This is a genomic window from Pseudomonas sp. LD120, from assembly GCF_009861525.1.
In the GTDB taxonomy this organism is placed as follows: domain Bacteria; phylum Pseudomonadota; class Gammaproteobacteria; order Pseudomonadales; family Pseudomonadaceae; genus Aquipseudomonas.
Genome location: NZ_WVHL01000003.1, coordinates 996,938 through 1,013,583 on the forward strand (window position 1 = coordinate 996,938; position 16,646 = coordinate 1,013,583).

Genomic DNA, 16,646 nt, shown 5'->3' on the forward strand with positions numbered 1-16,646 from the left:
TGCGTCGTTATCAACCGGGCCTCACTTGGCCCTGTCTGTTCTATTGAGGAAAACAGCATGTCATTCAAATCCCTCGGCGTGGCGTTGCTGCTGGCCCTGCCTATGCTGACCCTCACGGGTTGCGAGCAGGTGGAGCACAGTGCTCAGCAAGTGCTGGACAAGGCGGCACAATCGGCCAAACAGGCCATTGACGACACCCATAAGGCCGCAGAGCAGGCGCTCAGCGACGCCGCGCACAGTGTGGCCGGCAAGGACAACAACCAGGACGAGCGCGCAAGGCCGTCTGAGTCGTCTCAGGAAATCTGAGCTTTCATACAACGAATCAGGATTGACCTATGGAATACCTTTTACAGCTCGCTGCCAGTCCCACTGCGTGGATTGCCCTGGCCACCCTGGTGGTCATGGAAGTCGTGCTTGGCATCGATAACCTGATTTTTATCTCCATTCTCACTAACAAACTGCCGCAACAGCACCGAGCCAAGGCGCGACGCATTGGCATCGGCATGGCGTTGTTTCTGCGCCTGGCATTGCTCAGCACCGTTGCGTTCATCGTTCAGCTCACCGAGCCGGTGATTGAGTTGATGGGGCAGAGTTTTTCCTGGAAAGACATGATTCTGATTGCCGGTGGCCTGTTTCTGGTGTGGAAAGCCACCACGGAAATCCACCACAGCATGGTTCCGGAGGCTGAGGAGAGCAAACCGGCCAACTCGGGCGTGACCATCGGTTTCGCCGCGGCCATTGGGCAGATCCTGCTGCTGGACATGGTGTTTTCCATCGACAGCATCATTACCGCAGTTGGCATGACCGAGCACCTGCCGATCATGATCATTGCCGTGGTGGCGTCTGTGCTGGTGATGCTCCTGGCCGCCGAGCCGTTGGCCAAGTTCATCAACGACAACCCGACCGTGGTGATGCTGGCCCTGGGCTTCCTGATCATGATCGGCATGACCTTGATCGCCGAAGGTTTCGGCGCTCATGTACCCAAGGGGTATGTGTATGCGGCGATGGCCTTCTCGGCGGCTATTGAAAGCCTGAACATATTGGCTCGCCGGGTGCGGCAAAAGCGTCAGGCTGCTGAAGCCGACGTCTGATTCGCAAGTATGAAAAAGGCCGTCTGATCTCGTTGCGAGTCAGACGGCCTTGTTATTTTTCGGCGCTAGAAATGTCGATCAGTGTGCAGTGGCTGGTCGCCGGGTGTTTTTTTCAGTCTTGATGCCGGGAGCCGTTCGCCGATGTGGGTAAGGGTGGCGGCGAGTGATACGCAGTACGCCCCAAAGCATCGCGGCAGCAACCGCCAGCCAGCCGAGAATCAACATCAGAATCGTTGTGGTCAGGCTCATAGGTGCCTCCTTTATGCCCGCTCAGGGCACACACTCTTAGACTCTGTACGAAAATTACCTGTGCTTCGATCAGGCTTCGGTGCTACACAAAAACCGGTTCGGCCACCAGTCCGGTCGTTGTTCATCTGTTCCCCCCCCCCTGGCGCTCACCCTTCGGGTCAGCCTGTGGTTTTTGCTCCGATGGGTCGTTGCACCTTGTCTGACCATTGCTCGGCGGGTTTTCGTACATGTCTTAGGAAAAGACAGTCTAGTCGGCTCTGTGTTTCAAGCTATTGACCGATAGTCGAGAGTCTTCGAACACTTCGCTCTATGGTTTTCAATTAACTGTCGTCTAACGCTATACCCTCGTCCATACGCCCCCTATGATCAAGGCCCAAGCCGGAAGAGGGGCGTCCGGCGTCTGAATAGAGAGCAATGATGGTGCGGGTATTTTCTCGATTTCGAGTGGTGCTGCTGGCCAGTGCCTGTGTCTTGAATCTGGTGGGGTGTGCGGGCCAAAGGGGGCCTGAAATCCAGCACCTGCCGGAGCGGGTTGAGCTCAGCAGCGTGGCGTTTTTTCATGGGGAGGCCTATCAGAGCGGGCCGGGTGCGTTGGCCAGCATGCTGTCGCAGCAGGGCGTTGTGATTACCCCGGGCTTGCTGGACAAACCTTTGCATCTGCCGGGCGCCGAGGCGCAGTTGCAGCAGAACATGCAGATACTGGCACGTGAATACGGCATGGTCGTCTACCCCTTGGACGATAACCTGCAGGCTTTGCTGGCTCAGGTCGCCGCCGGCTATCCGGTGCTGGTGCGGTTTACCGAAGGATCGGCATTCTGGGCTGAGCCGCGTTATGCGGTGCTGGTCGGATACAACCGGAGCAAGCAGACGGTGCTGCTGCGGGGTGCGAAAAGCCGTCGTCAATTGATCGGCTTCAGCGCGTTTGAGTCAGCCTGGAAGGATGCTGGCAGCTTTGCTGTGTTGATTCAGGCACCTGACCAACTGCCGGCCCAGGTTGATCGTCAGCGTTGGTTGAAGGCGGCCAGTGAGCTGGCCCGGTCGGGTCAGGAGCGGGCGGCGGTGCGGGCGACCAAGGCGCTCGAAAGCCACTGAGTCTTGCATGAACAACAACGGCACCCATGGGCGCCGTTGTTGTTCATGCGGCCATGTCAGTGGGATGCCTGGGTGGCCCCTGTCTGGCGATTCTTCAGATTCTTGTCGGTCTTGTAGCGCAAGGCGACATCGGGCACCGCGCCGCTTTTGCCGGTTTCCACCCAGCTACGGATACGACTGGCATCGGCGAAGTGCGTGTACTTGCCGAAGGCATCAAGTATCACCAATGCCACTGGGCGATTGCCCATGCGGGTGACCAGTACCAGGCAGTGGCCGGCCTGATTGGTAAAGCCGGTCTTGGTCAGCTTGATGTCCCATTTCTCTTTATTGACCAAGTGATCGGTGTTGCGAAAGCCCAAGGTGTAGTTGGGTTTGCGGAACGCCACGGTCTTTTCCTTGGTAGTGCTCAGCTCGCTCAGCATGGGGTATTTACGCGCGGCCACCAGTAATTTGCTCAGATCGCGAGCGGTGGAAACGTTGTGGATCGACAGGCCGGTGGGTTCTACATAGCGGGTGTGGTGCATGCCCAGTGATTTGGCCTTGGCATTCATCGCCGCGATGAAGGCTGCGTAGCCGCCTGGGTAGTGGTGGGCGAGGCTGGCAGCGGCGCGGTTTTCCGAGGACATCAGGGCAATCAGTAGCATCTCTCGGCGACTCAGCTCACTGTTGAGCTTGACCCGCGAGAACACGCCTTTCATTTCCGGTGTGTCACTGATGTTGATGGCAAGGTACTCGTCCATGGGCAGTTTGGCGTCAAGCACTACCATGGCGGTCATTAATTTGGTAACCGATGCGATGGGTACGACTACGTCTGGGTTGCTTGAATAGATGACCTTGTTGGTTTGCAGGTCCAGCAGCAGCGCGCTGCCGGAGGCAATATGCAATTGTGAAATGTCTCTTGGCGCCGCGGGGGATTCGCTGGCGTCGACGCTGTGCGCGATCAAGGTGCCGGACACCGCAAACAATAAGCTGAGGATGGAGAGACGAATTTTCACGCGGGCAGACTCGATAAAAATGGATATGCCATTTGGCAACGGGCTTTTTCATAAGCGCGTTACATTTTATGAGTATGGCCGAAGAACTGTCGATTGCTCTTCAGTGATCAGTCGAAAGCCCCTAAAAATAAACAAAAGCCACGAATTTTTCCTGAGCGCTAGTGCCTGCTCGGAACTCCGCGGAAGGGGATCCTCAGCCTTAGAGACTGGGGCGATGAAGGGGTGGGCTTGGTGAGAGGCATCGCATAATAAAAAACCCGCCAATGGCGGGTTTCTGGTGTGCGCACTAAAACTCAGCTGTGCAGCGATTCGGCGGCGTACAGGGTGTTTTCCAGCAGGCAGGCTCGGGTCATGGGGCCGACACCGCCCGGTACTGGAGTAATCCAGCCGGCGCGGGGCAGGGCGGTCTCGTAGACCACATCCCCAACCAGCTTGCCGTCGTCCTGGCGATTGATCCCGACGTCAATGACGATGGCTCCTTCCTTGATCCATTCGCCCTTCACCAGGCCGGGTTTGCCGGCGGCTACAACTACAAGGTCGGCTCGGCCAACGTGTCCGGCCAGATCCTTGGTAAAGCGGTGAGTTACGGTCACGGTACAGCCAGCCAACAGTAACTCCATGGCCATTGGGCGGCCGACGATATTGGACGCACCTACTACTACGGCATCCATGCCATAGAGATCGGCACCGGTGCTTTCAAGTAGCGTCATGATGCCTTTGGGGGTGCAGGGACGCAGCAGCGGAATACGTTGCGCCAGGCGTCCGACGTTATAAGGATGGAAACCATCCACGTCTTTATCCGGGCGAATGCGTTCTAGCAACAGAGAGGCGTCCAGGTGTTCGGGAAGTGGTAATTGCAGCAGGACGCCGTCGATGTTCGGGTCATCGTTGAGGCGATCGATCAAGCCAGCCAGAGCTTCTTGAGTGGTGTCGGCGGGTAAGTCATAGGCTTGTGAAAGGAAGCCGACCTCTTCGCAGTCTTTACGCTTGTGCGAGACATAAACTTGAGAAGCCGGGTCGCTGCCGACCAGAATCACCGCAAGGCCTGGAGTACGCAGGCCTTGCTGGCGACGCTCGGCGACACGTTTGGCGATCTGCTGGCGCAGGCTAGCGGCGATCGCTTTGCCGTCGATTAGTTGTGCAGTCATGACGCGTGATTAACCATCGAGAGGGAGAGAAAAAGAGAACGTATTCTCGCATGTCGAAACGTGAGGGCAAAGGCGCTTGGTCTGCAAATTCCCCTAACTCCTTTAATTAAATGAATTTTTTTCAAAAAAGAGTTGACGACCCAGCGGGCCGTCTATAACATTCGTCGCACTTGTCGGGCACAGCCTAGCACTGGTTAAGAAGGTCGGTCAGAGTTGATGTTTAATTCGTAGCGACTGAAAGCAATTAGTTTGTAGTCATTAAAGAATACAGATTAATAAGGCGCCCGTAGCTCAGCTGGATAGAGCATCCGCCTTCTAAGCGGATGGTCGCAGGTTCGAGTCCTGCCGGGTGCGCCATTAGGCAGCTTTGGCACAAGTAACGCAATATGGTGGGCGTAGCTCAGTTGGTAGAGCACAGGATTGTGACTCCTGTTGTCGTGGGTTCGATCCCCATCGTCCACCCCATATTTCGAAGAAGGCGCCAGATTAATAGTCTGGCGCCTTTGCTTTAAAAGCGTGTTACGCGGACGTGGTGGAATTGGTAGACACACTGGATTTAGGTTCCAGCGCCGCAAGGTGTAAGAGTTCGAGTCTCTTCGTCCGCACCAATAAAGTAGCTAGTTAATAGCAGATAACGGCGCAGCACCTGAAAAGGGCTGCGCCGTTTTCGTTTGTGGGTTTGATGCCTCCGGCGCGGCTGCATGCAGTGGGTTGGCCGGGCGACGAAGTGGTCTTCCTTTGTCGTTGGGCGTCAGGCTCCGTTGTTGGGGCGCGCAGGTCAAAGGGAGTGCTGACTTGATGCCTTCTATATAAAGAAGGGGTGTGTGGCAGCCCTGGTTTGATTCGTAGTATTTGCTCTCACGGCGAGGCTCAACCTTTTGTCCCCGCCTTCACATGGCTGGCGGTTTTCTACCCGTTTTCAGTAGGGTGACTTCTTGAGTTTGACCCACTAGAATGCATGCCCTTGATTCTGGGGTCGGAAAACGGCCGGCTAACGTCTGTGCAACGAGGAATATCCATGCAAGTTTCTGTTGAAAATACTTCTGCTCTTGAGCGCCGCATGAGCATCACCGTGCCGGCTGAGCGCATCGAGAGCCAGGTCAACAAGCGTCTGCAGCAGACTGCCCAAAAGGCCAAAATTGCAGGCTTCCGTCCTGGCAAGGTTCCAATGAGTGTGATTCGCCAGCGCTATGAGGCTGATGCGCGTCAAGAAGCTGTGGGTGATGTTATCCAGGCCTCTTTCTATGAGGCTGTTGTAGAGCAAAAGCTGAACCCGGCTGGCGCTCCTTCGGTCGAGCCTAAAGTGCTGGAGAAGGGCAAGGATCTCGAATACGTTGCCACTTTCGAAGTCTTCCCGGAGTTCACGGTTGCTGGTTTCGAAAACATTGCTGTTGAGCGTCTGAGCGCTGAAGTGGCTGATGCCGATCTGGACAACATGCTGGAAATCCTGCGCAAGCAGAACGTTCGCTTCGAAGTGGCTGACCGCGCTGCGCAGAGCGACGACCAGTTGAACATCGACTTCGTTGGCAAAGTTGACGGCGAAGTTTTCGCGGGCGGCTCGGCCACGGGTACTCAGTTGGTGCTGGGCTCCGGCCGCATGATTCCGGGCTTTGAAGATGGTCTGGTCGGTGCCAAAGCCGGTGAAGAGCGTGTTCTGAATCTGACCTTCCCTGAGGACTATCAGAATCTGGATCTGGCCAGTAAAGCCGCCGAGTTCACCGTTACCGTTAATAGTGTTTCCGAGCCTAAGCTGCCTGAATTGACTGAAGAGTTCTTCGCTCAATTTGGCATCAAGGAAAGTGGTCTGGATGGTTTCCGCACCGAAGTTCGCAAGAACATGGAGCGTGAACTGCGTCAGGCCATCAAGTCCAAGGTGAAGAACCAGGTTATGGACGGCCTGCTGGCCTCCAACCCGATCGAAGTGCCAAAGGCGCTGCTGGATAACGAAGTTAATCGTCTGCGTGTTCAAGCGGTTCAGCAGTTCGGTGGCAACATCAAGCCGGATCAGCTGCCGGCTGAGTTGTTCGAAGAGCAGGCCAAGCGCCGTGTGGTACTGGGTCTGATCGTTGCTGAGGTTGTTAAGCAGTTCGACCTCAAGCCTGACGAAGATCGCGTTCGTGAGTTGATCCAGGAAATGGCTTCGGCTTACCAAGAGCCTGAGCAGGTTGTGTCTTGGTACTACAAGAACGAGCAGCAATTGAACGAAGTTCGTTCGGTTGTGCTGGAAGAACAAGTTGTGGATACTGTTCTGCAGAAAGCTAGCGTGACCGACAAATCGGTCTCTTACGAAGAAGCGGTCAAGCCGGTAGAAGCACCTCAAGCCGACTGATTATCCTCTCGTTCGAAGCACACACCATAAGCCAGCCTTCGTGCTGGCTTATGCGTATTCAAGACATGACTATTTGGGAGTGACTGCAGGACATGTCCCGCAATTCTTATTATCAGCAGAGCTCTGACATCCAGGCCGCAGGCGGCCTGGTCCCGATGGTTATCGAGCAGTCCGCCCGTGGCGAACGTGCCTATGACATCTACTCGCGCCTTTTGAAGGAGCGGGTGATCTTCCTGATTGGCCCTGTAGAGGACTACATGGCTAACCTGGTTGCCGCGCAACTGCTCTTCCTTGAAGCGGAAAACCCGGACAAGGACATCCATCTCTACATCAACTCGCCAGGTGGTTCGGTGACGGCAGGGATGTCGATTTACGACACCATGCAGTTCATCAAGCCAGATGTTTCTACTATCTGCATTGGCCAGGCGTGCAGCATGGGAGCATTCCTGTTAGCCGGCGGTGCGGCGGGAAAACGCCACTGCCTGCCTAACTCGCGGATGATGATTCACCAACCGCTCGGCGGTTTCCAAGGCCAAGCGTCGGATATCGACATTCATGCCAAGGAAATCCTGCACATTCGGTCGCGCTTGAACTCGCTGTTGGCCCATCACACAGGCCAGAGCCTCGAAACCATTGAGCGTGACACTGAGCGTGACAACTTCATGAGCGCTGAACGCGCTGCGGAGTACGGTCTGATCGACTCCGTGATCAACAAGCGTCAAATGCCTGCCTAAGCGACTCAAATGCAGGCGGCTGGTTTAACTGGCCGCCCGTGGGCTTGAAAAAGCCTGCAATTGCCTTCATCTTGTGTTGCAAGCCTATCGGATTTGGATCGATCGAATGACTGACACCCGCAACGGCGAGGACAACGGCAAACTGCTTTATTGCTCCTTCTGTGGCAAAAGCCAGCATGAAGTACGCAAATTGATTGCCGGCCCCTCGGTCTTTATCTGCGACGAGTGCGTCGACTTGTGCAATGACATCATCCGTGAGGAGGTGCAGGAGGCACAGGCCGAGAGCAGCGCGCATAAATTGCCTTCGCCTAAAGAAATCAGCGGCATCCTTGATCAGTATGTGATTGGTCAGGAGCGTGCAAAAAAGGTTCTGGCGGTAGCGGTGTACAACCACTACAAACGCCTTAATCAGCGTGACAAAAAGAATGACGATGTCGAACTCGGCAAAAGCAACATTTTGCTGATCGGTCCTACAGGTTCGGGCAAGACGCTTTTGGCGGAAACCTTGGCTCGCCTGTTGAACGTACCTTTCACTATCGCCGACGCAACCACTCTGACCGAAGCCGGTTATGTGGGTGAGGATGTCGAGAACATCATTCAGAAGCTGCTACAGAAATGCGACTACGACGTAGACAAGGCTCAGATGGGCATTGTCTACATCGATGAAATCGACAAGATTTCTCGCAAGTCTGATAACCCTTCCATTACCCGGGATGTGTCCGGTGAAGGTGTTCAGCAAGCGCTGTTGAAATTGATTGAAGGCACGGTTGCGTCCGTTCCGCCTCAAGGCGGTCGTAAGCATCCGCAACAAGAGTTCCTGCAAGTCGACACCCGCAATATCCTGTTCATCTGCGGTGGCGCATTCTCCGGTTTGGAAAAGGTTATTCAAAACCGCTCCACCCGTGGCGGTATTGGTTTTAATGCCGAAGTGCGCAGCAAGGAAGAGGGCAAGAAAGTTGGCGAGTCGCTGCGTGAGGTCGAACCTGATGATTTGGTCAAGTTCGGTCTGATCCCAGAGTTCGTTGGCCGTCTGCCGGTTCTTGCAACCTTGGATGAGCTGGATGAAGCAGCATTGATCCAGATTCTCACAGAGCCTAAGAACGCCTTGACCAAGCAGTACGCTAAGTTGTTCGAGATGGAAGGCGTTGATCTGGAGTTCCGTACTGATGCGCTGAAGTCGGTCGCAAAGCGAGCCCTTGAGCGTAAGACTGGGGCTCGTGGTTTGCGTTCGATTCTCGAGGGTGTGCTGCTCGACACTATGTATGAGATCCCCTCGCAATCCGAGGTGAGCAAGGTAGTGATCGACGAGAGCGTCATTGAGGGTAAGTCTCAGCCACTGTATATCTATGAGAACAGTGAGCCGACGGCCAAGGCAGCGCCAGACGCTTAAGCGGCTGGCTGTTGGATTGAAAGAAGGGGCCTTCGGGCCCCTTTGTTTTTAGCACCTTAAAGTGCTGTCTTTAAGCTTGTTTTTTTTGCAGGCAGCCCCCATCTTGGTTTCAAGCTTACTTCCATCTGTTTACGGCCGTACGGCCGCCGTAGAGGCGAAATCATGAAGACAACCATCGAATTGCCTCTCTTGCCATTGCGTGATGTCGTGGTTTATCCGCACATGGTTATCCCGCTGTTCGTGGGGCGCGAGAAGTCGATCGAAGCCCTCGAGGCAGCGATGACGGGCGACAAGCAGATTCTCTTGCTGGCACAGAGAAACCCTGCTGATGACGATCCCGGTGAAGATGCACTCTATCGCGTGGGTACCATTGCGACTGTCTTGCAGTTGCTCAAGCTACCTGATGGCACCGTCAAGGTATTGGTTGAAGGCGAGCAGCGTGGTGCTGTAGAGCGCTTCAGTGAAGTTAATGGTCACTGCCGTGCCGAAGTCTCCCTGATTGATGAAGTGGATGCTCCTGATCGTGAGTCAGAAGTGTTCGTGCGTAGTTTGCTGTCCCAGTTCGAGCAATATGTGCAACTGGGCAAGAAAGTTCCTGCCGAGGTGTTGTCCTCCCTTAACAGCATTGATGAGCCAAGCCGTTTAGTAGATACCATGGCGGCGCATATGGCGCTGAAAATCGAGCAGAAGCAGGAAATTCTCGAGATCATCGATCTGTCTGCTCGGGTTGAGCATGTCTTGGCATTGCTCGACGCGGAGATTGACCTGCTGCAAGTGGAAAAGCGCATTCGTGGTCGCGTTAAAAAACAAATGGAGCGTAGCCAGCGCGAGTACTACCTGAATGAGCAGATGAAGGCCATTCAGAAGGAGTTGGGCGACGGCGATGAAGGGCACAACGAAATCGAAGAGCTGAAGAAGCGCATCGATGCTGCGGGTCTGCCAAAAGATGCCATGACTAAGGCTCAGGCTGAGCTGAACAAACTCAAGCAGATGTCTCCGATGTCCGCTGAGGCTACTGTTGTTCGCTCTTACATCGATTGGCTGGTTCAGGTGCCGTGGAAAGCCCAGAGCAAAGTGCGTCTCGATCTTGCTCGCGCCGAAGATATCCTCGATGCCGATCATTATGGTCTGGAGGAAGTTAAAGAGCGGATTCTCGAATACCTCGCTGTACAGAAGCGGGTGAAGAAAATTCGTGGCCCAGTGTTGTGCTTGGTTGGTCCTCCTGGTGTCGGTAAGACGTCCCTGGCAGAGTCGATCGCCAACGCGACCAACCGCAAGTTTGTGCGCATGGCCTTGGGTGGTGTGCGTGACGAGGCGGAAATCCGTGGGCATCGCCGGACCTATATCGGTTCGATGCCAGGAAGATTGATTCAAAAAATGACCAAGGTTGGTGTGCGCAATCCACTTTTCCTGCTCGATGAAATCGACAAGATGGGCAGTGATATGCGTGGCGATCCGGCGTCGGCCTTGCTTGAGGTTCTGGACCCTGAGCAAAACCACAATTTCAACGATCACTATCTGGAGGTCGATTACGACCTGTCGGATGTGATGTTCCTTTGCACCTCCAACTCGATGAATATTCCGCCCGCGCTGCTGGACCGGATGGAGGTGATTCGTCTGCCGGGTTACACCGAAGACGAGAAGATCAACATCGCGATCAAGTACCTGTCGCCCAAACAGATTCAGGCTAATGGCCTGAAAAAGGGTGAGCTGGAGTTTGATTCGGACGCTATTCGCGACATCATTCGCTACTACACCCGCGAAGCTGGTGTTCGGGGGCTGGAGCGTCAGATCGCCAAGGTGTGCCGCAAGGCAGTGAAAGAACATGCCATGGAAAAGCGCTTTTCGGTGAAGGTCACCTCAGACCTGCTGGAGCATTTCCTGGGGGTGCGTAAATTCCGTTACGGCCTGGCTGAGCAACAGGATCAAATCGGTCAGGTGACTGGTCTGGCATGGACGCAGGTGGGGGGTGAGCTGCTGACCATCGAGGCTGCGGTGGTTCCTGGCAAGGGCCAGTTGATCAAGACGGGGTCTCTGGGGGATGTGATGGTCGAGTCGATCACTGCGGCGCTGACCGTGGTGCGCAGTCGGGCCAAGAGCCTGGGTATTCCTCTGGACTTCCATGAGAAGCGCGACACGCACATCCACATGCCTGAAGGGGCGACTCCTAAAGATGGTCCTAGCGCGGGCGTAGGTATGTGCACGGCGTTGGTTTCGGCGCTGACTGGCATCCCGGTTCGAGCAGATGTGGCGATGACCGGAGAGATCACGTTGCGCGGTCAGGTATTGGCTATCGGTGGACTGAAAGAGAAGTTACTCGCCGCTCACCGTGGTGGAATCAAAACGGTGATCATTCCTGAAGAGAACGTTCGCGATTTGAAAGAAATTCCTGACAATATCAAGCAGGATCTGCAGATCAAACCGGTTAAATGGATTGACGAAGTCCTGCAAATTGCGCTGCAATACGCGCCGGAGCCCTTGCCGGATGTGGCTCCCGAGATAGTTGCAAAGGACGAAAAGCGCGAGTCTGACTCTAAGGAAAGAATTAGCACGCATTAGTACGCATTAGCCTGGGGGGCTTCCTTGACAGCTTTTTAGAGCCCTTGTTATAAAGCGGCTCTTAAGTGTCTGTAGGCCACCCAGCACTCGTTTTTGCTTTCACCAAAAAACTTAGAATCATACTCATAGATATATAAGGGGACTTAGAGTGAACAAGTCGGAACTGATTGATGCTATCGCTGCATCTGCTGATCTCCCGAAAGCTGCTGCTGGCCGTGCGCTGGACGCAGTAATCGAATCCGTTACTGGCGCTCTGAAGGCCGGTGACTCTGTTGTTCTGGTTGGTTTCGGTACCTTCTCCGTAACGGATCGTCCAGCGCGTATCGGTCGTAACCCACAGACTGGTAAGACTCTGGAAATCGCTGCTGCTAAAAAACCAGGTTTCAAAGCCGGTAAAGCACTGAAAGAAGCGGTTAACTAAGCTTCTTCAGGGTCTTTGCCCATCCGGGTCGGGGTCATGCCTGATCTGGCAGCGGGGCGCCAGTTGACCGATCCACCATCGGTTTACGCAGAGGGCCGCAGATTCAGCTCTCGTCCGCTCCGCCAGTTACGAGAAGGCGCATCTTCGGATGCGCCTTTCTTCTATCCGGACTCTACCCACGCTCCACGGCTGCTTAAATTGAAGTACAGCCGTTTCTGGGGGACGCATGCTGCAGAATATCAGGGATAATTCACAAGGCTGGATTGCCAAAACCATCATTGGGGTCATTGTCGCGCTGCTGGCGTTGACGGGCTTCGATGCCATTTTCAAAGCCACCACCCATAGCCAGGACGCGGCAAAGGTCAACGGCGAGGAGATCTCTCAGAGCGAGTTGAGCCAAGCTGTCGATATGCAACGACGTCAACTGATGCAACAGTTGGGCAAAGACTTCGATGCCTCCCTGTTGGATGAGAAGATGCTGCGCGAAGCCGCTCTTAAAGGGCTGATCGACCGCAGGCTGTTGCTGCAAGGCGCACAGGATTCCAAGTTCGCTTTCTCTGAAGGCGCGCTGGACCAGGTGATCCTGCAAACACCGGAATTCCAGGTTGAGGGCAAGTTCAGTCCCGACCGTTTCGATCAGGTGATTCGTCAGTTGGGTTATACCCGTCTGCAGTTCCGTCAGATGCTGGCTCAGGAAATGTTGATCGGACAGTTACGTGCCGGTCTCGCGGGCAGTGGCTTCGTCACCGATGCTCAGGTACAGGCATTCGCTCGTCTGGAGAAGCAGACCCGTGACTTCGCTTCGCTGACCGTCAAGGCGGATCCTGCTTCAGTCAAACTGACTGATGACGAGGTCAAGGCTTACTACGACAAACATGCCAAGGAGTTCATGACCCCTGACCAAGTGGTGATCGATTACATCGAGTTGAAGAAGGCCTCCTTCTTTGATCAGGTCAGCGTCAAGGACGAAGACCTGCAAGCGTTGTATCAGAAAGAAATCGCCAACTTGTCGGAGCAACGCCGCGCCGCCCACATCCTGATCGAAGTCAACGACAAGATGAACGAGGCTCAAGCCAAGGCCAAGATCGAGGAGATCCAGGCGCGTCTGGCCAAAGGCGAAAGCTTTGAGGCGTTGGCCAAAGAGCTCTCCCAGGATCCAGGTTCGGCCAACAATGGTGGCGATCTTGGTTACGCAGGCCCTGGCGTTTACGATCCGGCCTTCGAGAAAGCGCTGTATGCGCTGAAGATGGATCAGGTTTCGGTGCCAGTGCGTACCGATTTTGGTTTCCACCTGATCAAGCTGCTGGGCATTGAAGCACCGGAAGTGCCGAGCTTCGCTAGCCTCAAGGACAAATTGACCCGTGAGCTGAAAGCCCAGCAGGTCGAGCAGCGTTTTGTCGAGGCAACCAAGCAACTGGAAGACTCGTCGTTTGAAGCGTCCGATCTGGCGCAGCCGGCTCAAGACCTGAACCTGACTGTTCACACCGCCGGGCCGTTTGGTCGTGAAGGCGGCGATGGGGTTGCAGCCAACCGTGCAGTGGTGCAGGCCGCATTCAGTACCGAGGTGCTTGATGAGGGAGCCAACAGCGCTGCCATCGAACTGGACCCCGATACCGTCGTGGTGGTGCGCGCCAAAGAGCATCGCAAGCCTGAGCAATTACCTCTGGAAAGCGTTGCCAGTGCTATTCGCGTGCAATTGACCAAAGAACGGGCCAGTGCCGATGCCAAGACCAAGGCTGAAGAACTCATCGCCAGCTTGCGTGATGGCAAGATCGCGTTGGGCAAGCCGGTGGAGGGTCAGAACTGGAGCACCGAGAAAGCGGTGACCCGTGGTCAGGACGGTATCGATCCGACGGTTCTGCAGGCGTTGTTTCGCATGAGCAAGCCTGAGTCCAAGGACAAGCCGACATTCGCCAGCGTGACCCTGCCTAACGGCAATCTGCTGGTGCTGCAGCTCAACAGTGTCAATGAGGGCGCTGCACCGACTGAAGAAGAGAAGGCTCAGTACCGTCGCTTCCTGGCGTCGCGGGTAGGTCAACAAGACTTTGCCGCTTACCGCAAGCAGTTGGAAAATGAGGCGGACATCAAGCGTTACTGATGCTTGATCTGCAGTGTTGAAAAGACCCCGGCCGCAATGCCGGGGTCTTTTTTTGGGCTCCGATAAACCTCAGATGACGGCGGTGTTCCTGTGTTTGCGCGCATGCAGGTATCGAATATTTGCTGCCCGTGAGCTGGAGGCATCAGTCTTTCTGGCCGCTGGTAGGCGGCAAAGCCCGATCCGGGGTACACAATCTTGGATGGCGCCTTGCGGTCAGGCTCTTCGGCGGAGCGCCAGAGGCCTGCCATGACTCACGCCCTGCGGCAGCCTCGGCTCGCCGGAGCTGACGGGGGCTCAACGTCTGGCTGGAAAGCCCCAGCGTCGGGCGCTGACCGCCACCAACAAGGTCATCAGCAACAGCGCAGCAATCACCCAGGGGAAGGTCGCCACTCCCGGCCCTTTCAGTAGCAAGGCACCACCGAGGCCGCCGCCGGCGATCGCCAGGTTCCACAGGGTGACCAGCATCGATTGCGCGGCGTCGGCGTGTTCGCCAGCGGCCTTGGCCAGCGCGGTTTGCAACAGGGTGGCCATGCCACCGAAGGACAACCCCCAGATTGCGGTGGCCCCATAGATCGCCAGTGGCTGATCGCCCAGCAGCCCCAACACCAGGGTGGCGCCGATAAACAGCAGGCAACCGACCAGCACCAGCTCACGCAGCCAGCGGTCGATCAAAAGGCCTACCAGCCAGATGCTCAACAACGCCGCCAGGCCGAACGCCAGCAACACCCGTTCAATCTCGTTGCCAAGCCCGGCCGACTCGAGGAAGGGCGCGATGTAGGTGTAGAGAATGTTGTGCCCCAGCACATAGGCGAAAGTCACGAACAGTACCGATCGGATCCCCGGTAAGGTCAGAACCCGAGTCAGCGGCAGGCGTTTGTGCATCCGCAGCCCGGGGAAGTCCGGCACCTGAACCAGCACCCAGCCGATCAGTCCCAGGGTCAGCAGAGTCATGCAGGCGAAGCTCATGCGCCAGCCCAGCAGGCCGCCCAGCCAGGTTCCGGCGGGCATGCCCACGGACAACGCCAGCGGCGCGCCGAGCATGGCCAGGGTAATCGCCCGTCCCTGCAGGTGGGGGGCCGCCATTCGGCTGGCGTAACCGGCCAGCAGGGCCCAGAGCAGGCCGGCGAAGACGCCGGCACACCCGCGCGCCACGAGGATCAGGCTGTAGTTGGTGGAAAGGGCGGTCACGCTGTTGACCACGGCGAAGCCGCCGATGGCGATCAACAGCAGCGGTCGTCGTCGCCAGCCTTGGGTCAGGATGATCAGGGGGATGGCGGCCAGCAACGATCCCAGGGCGTAGATGGTCACCAACTGGCCGATCAGGGCCGGAGAAACGCCCAGGTCGACGCTCATCAGTGGCAGCAGTCCGGCGGGCAGCGTCTCGGTCATCAGGGTGATGAACCCGGCAGTCGCCAGGGCCAGTAGAGCGCCGACAGGCAGTCGCTCGCGGGTTTCGACAGGTGCTTGCAACAGTTCGCAGGCATTGACGGAATTGTTCATGGACAGGTCCCGGTGGGTTGGCTCAAAAGTGAGGGGCCTAGAGTAGGGCGCTGTGTGTGGCGGAAAAATAGGCTAAGGTTCCGAACTTATCGGACTCTGGTGTCCTTAATTAAGGAGCGCAGAATGGACTGGCTGGGCAGTATCCCGGTGTTTATGCAGGTGGCGGACACCCGCAGTTTCACCGAAGCGGGGCGGCTGCTGGGGGTGTCGTCCTCGGCGGTGGGTAAGAGCATCGCCCGTCTGGAAGAGCGCTTGGAGACGCGTCTGTTCCATCGCACCACCCGCAGTATCAGCCTCACCGCCGAAGGCGCGGGCTTTCTTGAGCGCTGTCGGCGGATCGCTGCCGAGGTCGAGGCCGCCGAGTTCCAGCTGTGTGATTCCTCCAGTGCGCCGGTGGGCAAGCTGCGGATCAGCGCGCCGCAGGTCCATGGCCTGCTGATGCCGGTGCTGGCCGAATTCATGCAGCGCTATCCGCAGATCGAACTGGACGTGGACCTTTCCGATCGCATGGTGGATGTGGTGGAGGAGGGCTTCGATCTGGTGGTGCGCACCGGTCATCCCAAGGATTCCCGACTCTTGGCCCGGCAACTGGGGCGCTTTCGCATGCTGTTGGTGGGCAGCCCCGGGTATTTCGAGCAGCGCGGCTTGCCCCGCTGCCCCCAGGACCTGCGGGAGCACGCCTGTCTGCGACACACCTTTCACCACACCGGCAAACTCGAGCCTTGGCCATTCAAGCCCCAGGCCCAGCAGCCGGAGCCGTTGTTGCCTACGCGCCTTACCAGCAGTTCCATCGAAGCGGTGGAGCATGCGGCCCGCGGCGGACTAGGCATCGCCTGCCTGCCGGATTTCATGGTTCGGGCCGCAGTCAGCCGTGGGGAGTTGCAGGTCGTGCTCGACGATTATCTGCAGCACAACGGGGCATTCTGGGTGCTGTGGCCATCGAGCCGGCACACGGCGGCCAAGCTGCGGGTGCTGATCGAGCACTTGAGCGAGCGACTTTTTCCGGCAAACAGCGGCCAGTAGACTGGTGTGAAATTCAA

General features: G+C 56.5%; 14 protein-coding genes and 3 tRNA genes. 13 read left to right on the forward strand and 4 right to left on the reverse strand.

Going from position 1 to position 16,646, the window contains the following annotated elements; translation table 11 throughout:
• Positions 1 to 57: 57 nt before the first annotated feature.
• Both PLD_RS10630 and PLD_RS10635 read left to right on the forward strand, forming a co-directional pair.
• Positions 58 to 306, forward strand: a complete 249-nt coding sequence (locus PLD_RS10630; protein ID WP_159892406.1) for a hypothetical protein — start codon at positions 58 to 60, stop codon at positions 304 to 306.
• Between the two features lie 29 nt (positions 307 to 335).
• Positions 336 to 1,091 (forward strand): TerC family protein, encoded by a 756-nt coding sequence (locus tag PLD_RS10635; RefSeq protein ID WP_159892408.1) that lies wholly within the window; start codon positions 336 to 338, stop codon positions 1,089 to 1,091.
• A gap of 78 nt (positions 1,092 to 1,169) precedes the next feature.
• Here the strand turns inward: PLD_RS10635 and PLD_RS30435 are convergent, their stop codons facing one another.
• Positions 1,170 to 1,340, reverse strand: a complete 171-nt coding sequence (locus PLD_RS30435; RefSeq protein WP_178116144.1) for a hypothetical protein — start codon at positions 1,338 to 1,340, stop codon at positions 1,170 to 1,172.
• Positions 1,341 to 1,757: 417 nt separating this feature from the next.
• On the opposite strand from PLD_RS30435, the gene PLD_RS10640 reads away from it, so the two are divergent.
• Positions 1,758 to 2,432: a peptidase C39 family protein gene (locus PLD_RS10640; protein WP_159893474.1), complete on the forward strand. Its 675-nt coding sequence runs from the start codon at positions 1,758 to 1,760 to the stop codon at positions 2,430 to 2,432.
• Positions 2,433 to 2,488: 56 nt separating this feature from the next.
• On the opposite strand, the gene pbpG is transcribed toward PLD_RS10640, so the two are convergent.
• Positions 2,489 to 3,427, reverse strand: coding sequence for a D-alanyl-D-alanine endopeptidase (gene pbpG / locus PLD_RS10645; RefSeq protein ID WP_159892409.1), 939 nt, complete (start codon positions 3,425 to 3,427; stop codon positions 2,489 to 2,491).
• A gap of 293 nt (positions 3,428 to 3,720) precedes the next feature.
• Positions 3,721 to 4,575: a bifunctional methylenetetrahydrofolate dehydrogenase/methenyltetrahydrofolate cyclohydrolase FolD gene (gene folD, locus PLD_RS10650; protein ID WP_159892411.1), complete on the reverse strand. Its 855-nt coding sequence runs from the start codon at positions 4,573 to 4,575 to the stop codon at positions 3,721 to 3,723.
• Positions 4,576 to 4,855: 280 nt separating this feature from the next.
• Here folD and PLD_RS10655 point away from each other — a divergent pair.
• The 9 genes from PLD_RS10655 to PLD_RS10695 all read left to right on the forward strand — a co-directional run bounded on the left by PLD_RS10655 (position 4,856) and on the right by PLD_RS10695 (position 14,106).
• Positions 4,856 to 4,932, forward strand: a tRNA-Arg gene (locus PLD_RS10655).
• A 32-nt stretch (positions 4,933 to 4,964) separates the two neighbouring features.
• Positions 4,965 to 5,040, forward strand: a tRNA-His gene (locus PLD_RS10660).
• Positions 5,041 to 5,098: 58 nt separating this feature from the next.
• A tRNA-Leu gene (locus tag PLD_RS10665) sits at positions 5,099 to 5,183 on the forward strand.
• Between the two features lie 410 nt (positions 5,184 to 5,593).
• Positions 5,594 to 6,904 carry a trigger factor gene (gene tig, locus PLD_RS10670; protein WP_159892413.1) on the forward strand — a complete coding sequence of 437 codons (1,311 nt, stop codon included), beginning with the start codon at positions 5,594 to 5,596 and terminating at the stop codon, positions 6,902 to 6,904.
• A 92-nt stretch (positions 6,905 to 6,996) separates the two neighbouring features.
• Positions 6,997 to 7,638 carry an ATP-dependent Clp endopeptidase proteolytic subunit ClpP gene (gene clpP / locus PLD_RS10675; RefSeq protein WP_016965272.1) on the forward strand — a complete coding sequence of 214 codons (642 nt, stop codon included), beginning with the start codon at positions 6,997 to 6,999 and terminating at the stop codon, positions 7,636 to 7,638.
• Between the two features lie 106 nt (positions 7,639 to 7,744).
• Positions 7,745 to 9,028 (forward strand): ATP-dependent Clp protease ATP-binding subunit ClpX, encoded by a 1,284-nt coding sequence (gene clpX / locus PLD_RS10680; RefSeq protein WP_159892415.1) that lies wholly within the window; start codon positions 7,745 to 7,747, stop codon positions 9,026 to 9,028.
• A gap of 162 nt (positions 9,029 to 9,190) precedes the next feature.
• Positions 9,191 to 11,587, forward strand: coding sequence for an endopeptidase La (gene lon / locus PLD_RS10685; RefSeq protein ID WP_159892417.1), 2,397 nt, complete (start codon positions 9,191 to 9,193; stop codon positions 11,585 to 11,587).
• Between the two features lie 148 nt (positions 11,588 to 11,735).
• Positions 11,736 to 12,008, forward strand: a complete 273-nt coding sequence (locus tag PLD_RS10690; protein WP_011062271.1) for an HU family DNA-binding protein — start codon at positions 11,736 to 11,738, stop codon at positions 12,006 to 12,008.
• A 226-nt stretch (positions 12,009 to 12,234) separates the two neighbouring features.
• Positions 12,235 to 14,106: a SurA N-terminal domain-containing protein gene (locus tag PLD_RS10695; RefSeq protein WP_159892419.1), complete on the forward strand. Its 1,872-nt coding sequence runs from the start codon at positions 12,235 to 12,237 to the stop codon at positions 14,104 to 14,106.
• A 294-nt stretch (positions 14,107 to 14,400) separates the two neighbouring features.
• Here the strand turns inward: PLD_RS10695 and PLD_RS10700 are convergent, their stop codons facing one another.
• Positions 14,401 to 15,606 carry an MFS transporter gene (locus PLD_RS10700; RefSeq protein WP_159892421.1) on the reverse strand — a complete coding sequence of 402 codons (1,206 nt, stop codon included), beginning with the start codon at positions 15,604 to 15,606 and terminating at the stop codon, positions 14,401 to 14,403.
• Positions 15,607 to 15,729: 123 nt separating this feature from the next.
• On the opposite strand from PLD_RS10700, the gene PLD_RS10705 reads away from it, so the two are divergent.
• Positions 15,730 to 16,629 (forward strand): LysR family transcriptional regulator, encoded by a 900-nt coding sequence (locus PLD_RS10705; RefSeq protein ID WP_159892423.1) that lies wholly within the window; start codon positions 15,730 to 15,732, stop codon positions 16,627 to 16,629.
• Positions 16,630 to 16,646 lie beyond the last annotated feature (17 nt).

Bases quoted from the DNA above. Each gene is read 5' to 3' on its own strand.
- PLD_RS10630 (WP_159892406.1), top strand. From the start codon at position 58: ATGTCATTCAAATCCCTCGGCGTGGCGTTGCTGCTGGCCCTGCCTATG.
- PLD_RS10635 (WP_159892408.1), top strand. From the start codon at position 336: ATGGAATACCTTTTACAGCTCGCTGCCAGTCCCACTGCGTGGATTGCC.
- PLD_RS30435 (WP_178116144.1), bottom strand. From the start codon at position 1,340: ATGAGCCTGACCACAACGATTCTGATGTTGATTCTCGGCTGGCTGGCG.
- PLD_RS10640 (WP_159893474.1), top strand. From the start codon at position 1,758: ATGGTGCGGGTATTTTCTCGATTTCGAGTGGTGCTGCTGGCCAGTGCC.
- folD (WP_159892411.1), bottom strand. From the start codon at position 4,575: ATGACTGCACAACTAATCGACGGCAAAGCGATCGCCGCTAGCCTGCGC.
- tig (WP_159892413.1), top strand. From the start codon at position 5,594: ATGCAAGTTTCTGTTGAAAATACTTCTGCTCTTGAGCGCCGCATGAGC.
- clpP (WP_016965272.1), top strand. From the start codon at position 6,997: ATGTCCCGCAATTCTTATTATCAGCAGAGCTCTGACATCCAGGCCGCA.
- clpX (WP_159892415.1), top strand. From the start codon at position 7,745: ATGACTGACACCCGCAACGGCGAGGACAACGGCAAACTGCTTTATTGC.
- lon (WP_159892417.1), top strand. From the start codon at position 9,191: ATGAAGACAACCATCGAATTGCCTCTCTTGCCATTGCGTGATGTCGTG.
- PLD_RS10695 (WP_159892419.1), top strand. From the start codon at position 12,235: ATGCTGCAGAATATCAGGGATAATTCACAAGGCTGGATTGCCAAAACC.
- PLD_RS10700 (WP_159892421.1), bottom strand. From the start codon at position 15,606: ATGAACAATTCCGTCAATGCCTGCGAACTGTTGCAAGCACCTGTCGAA.
- PLD_RS10705 (WP_159892423.1), top strand. From the start codon at position 15,730: ATGGACTGGCTGGGCAGTATCCCGGTGTTTATGCAGGTGGCGGACACC.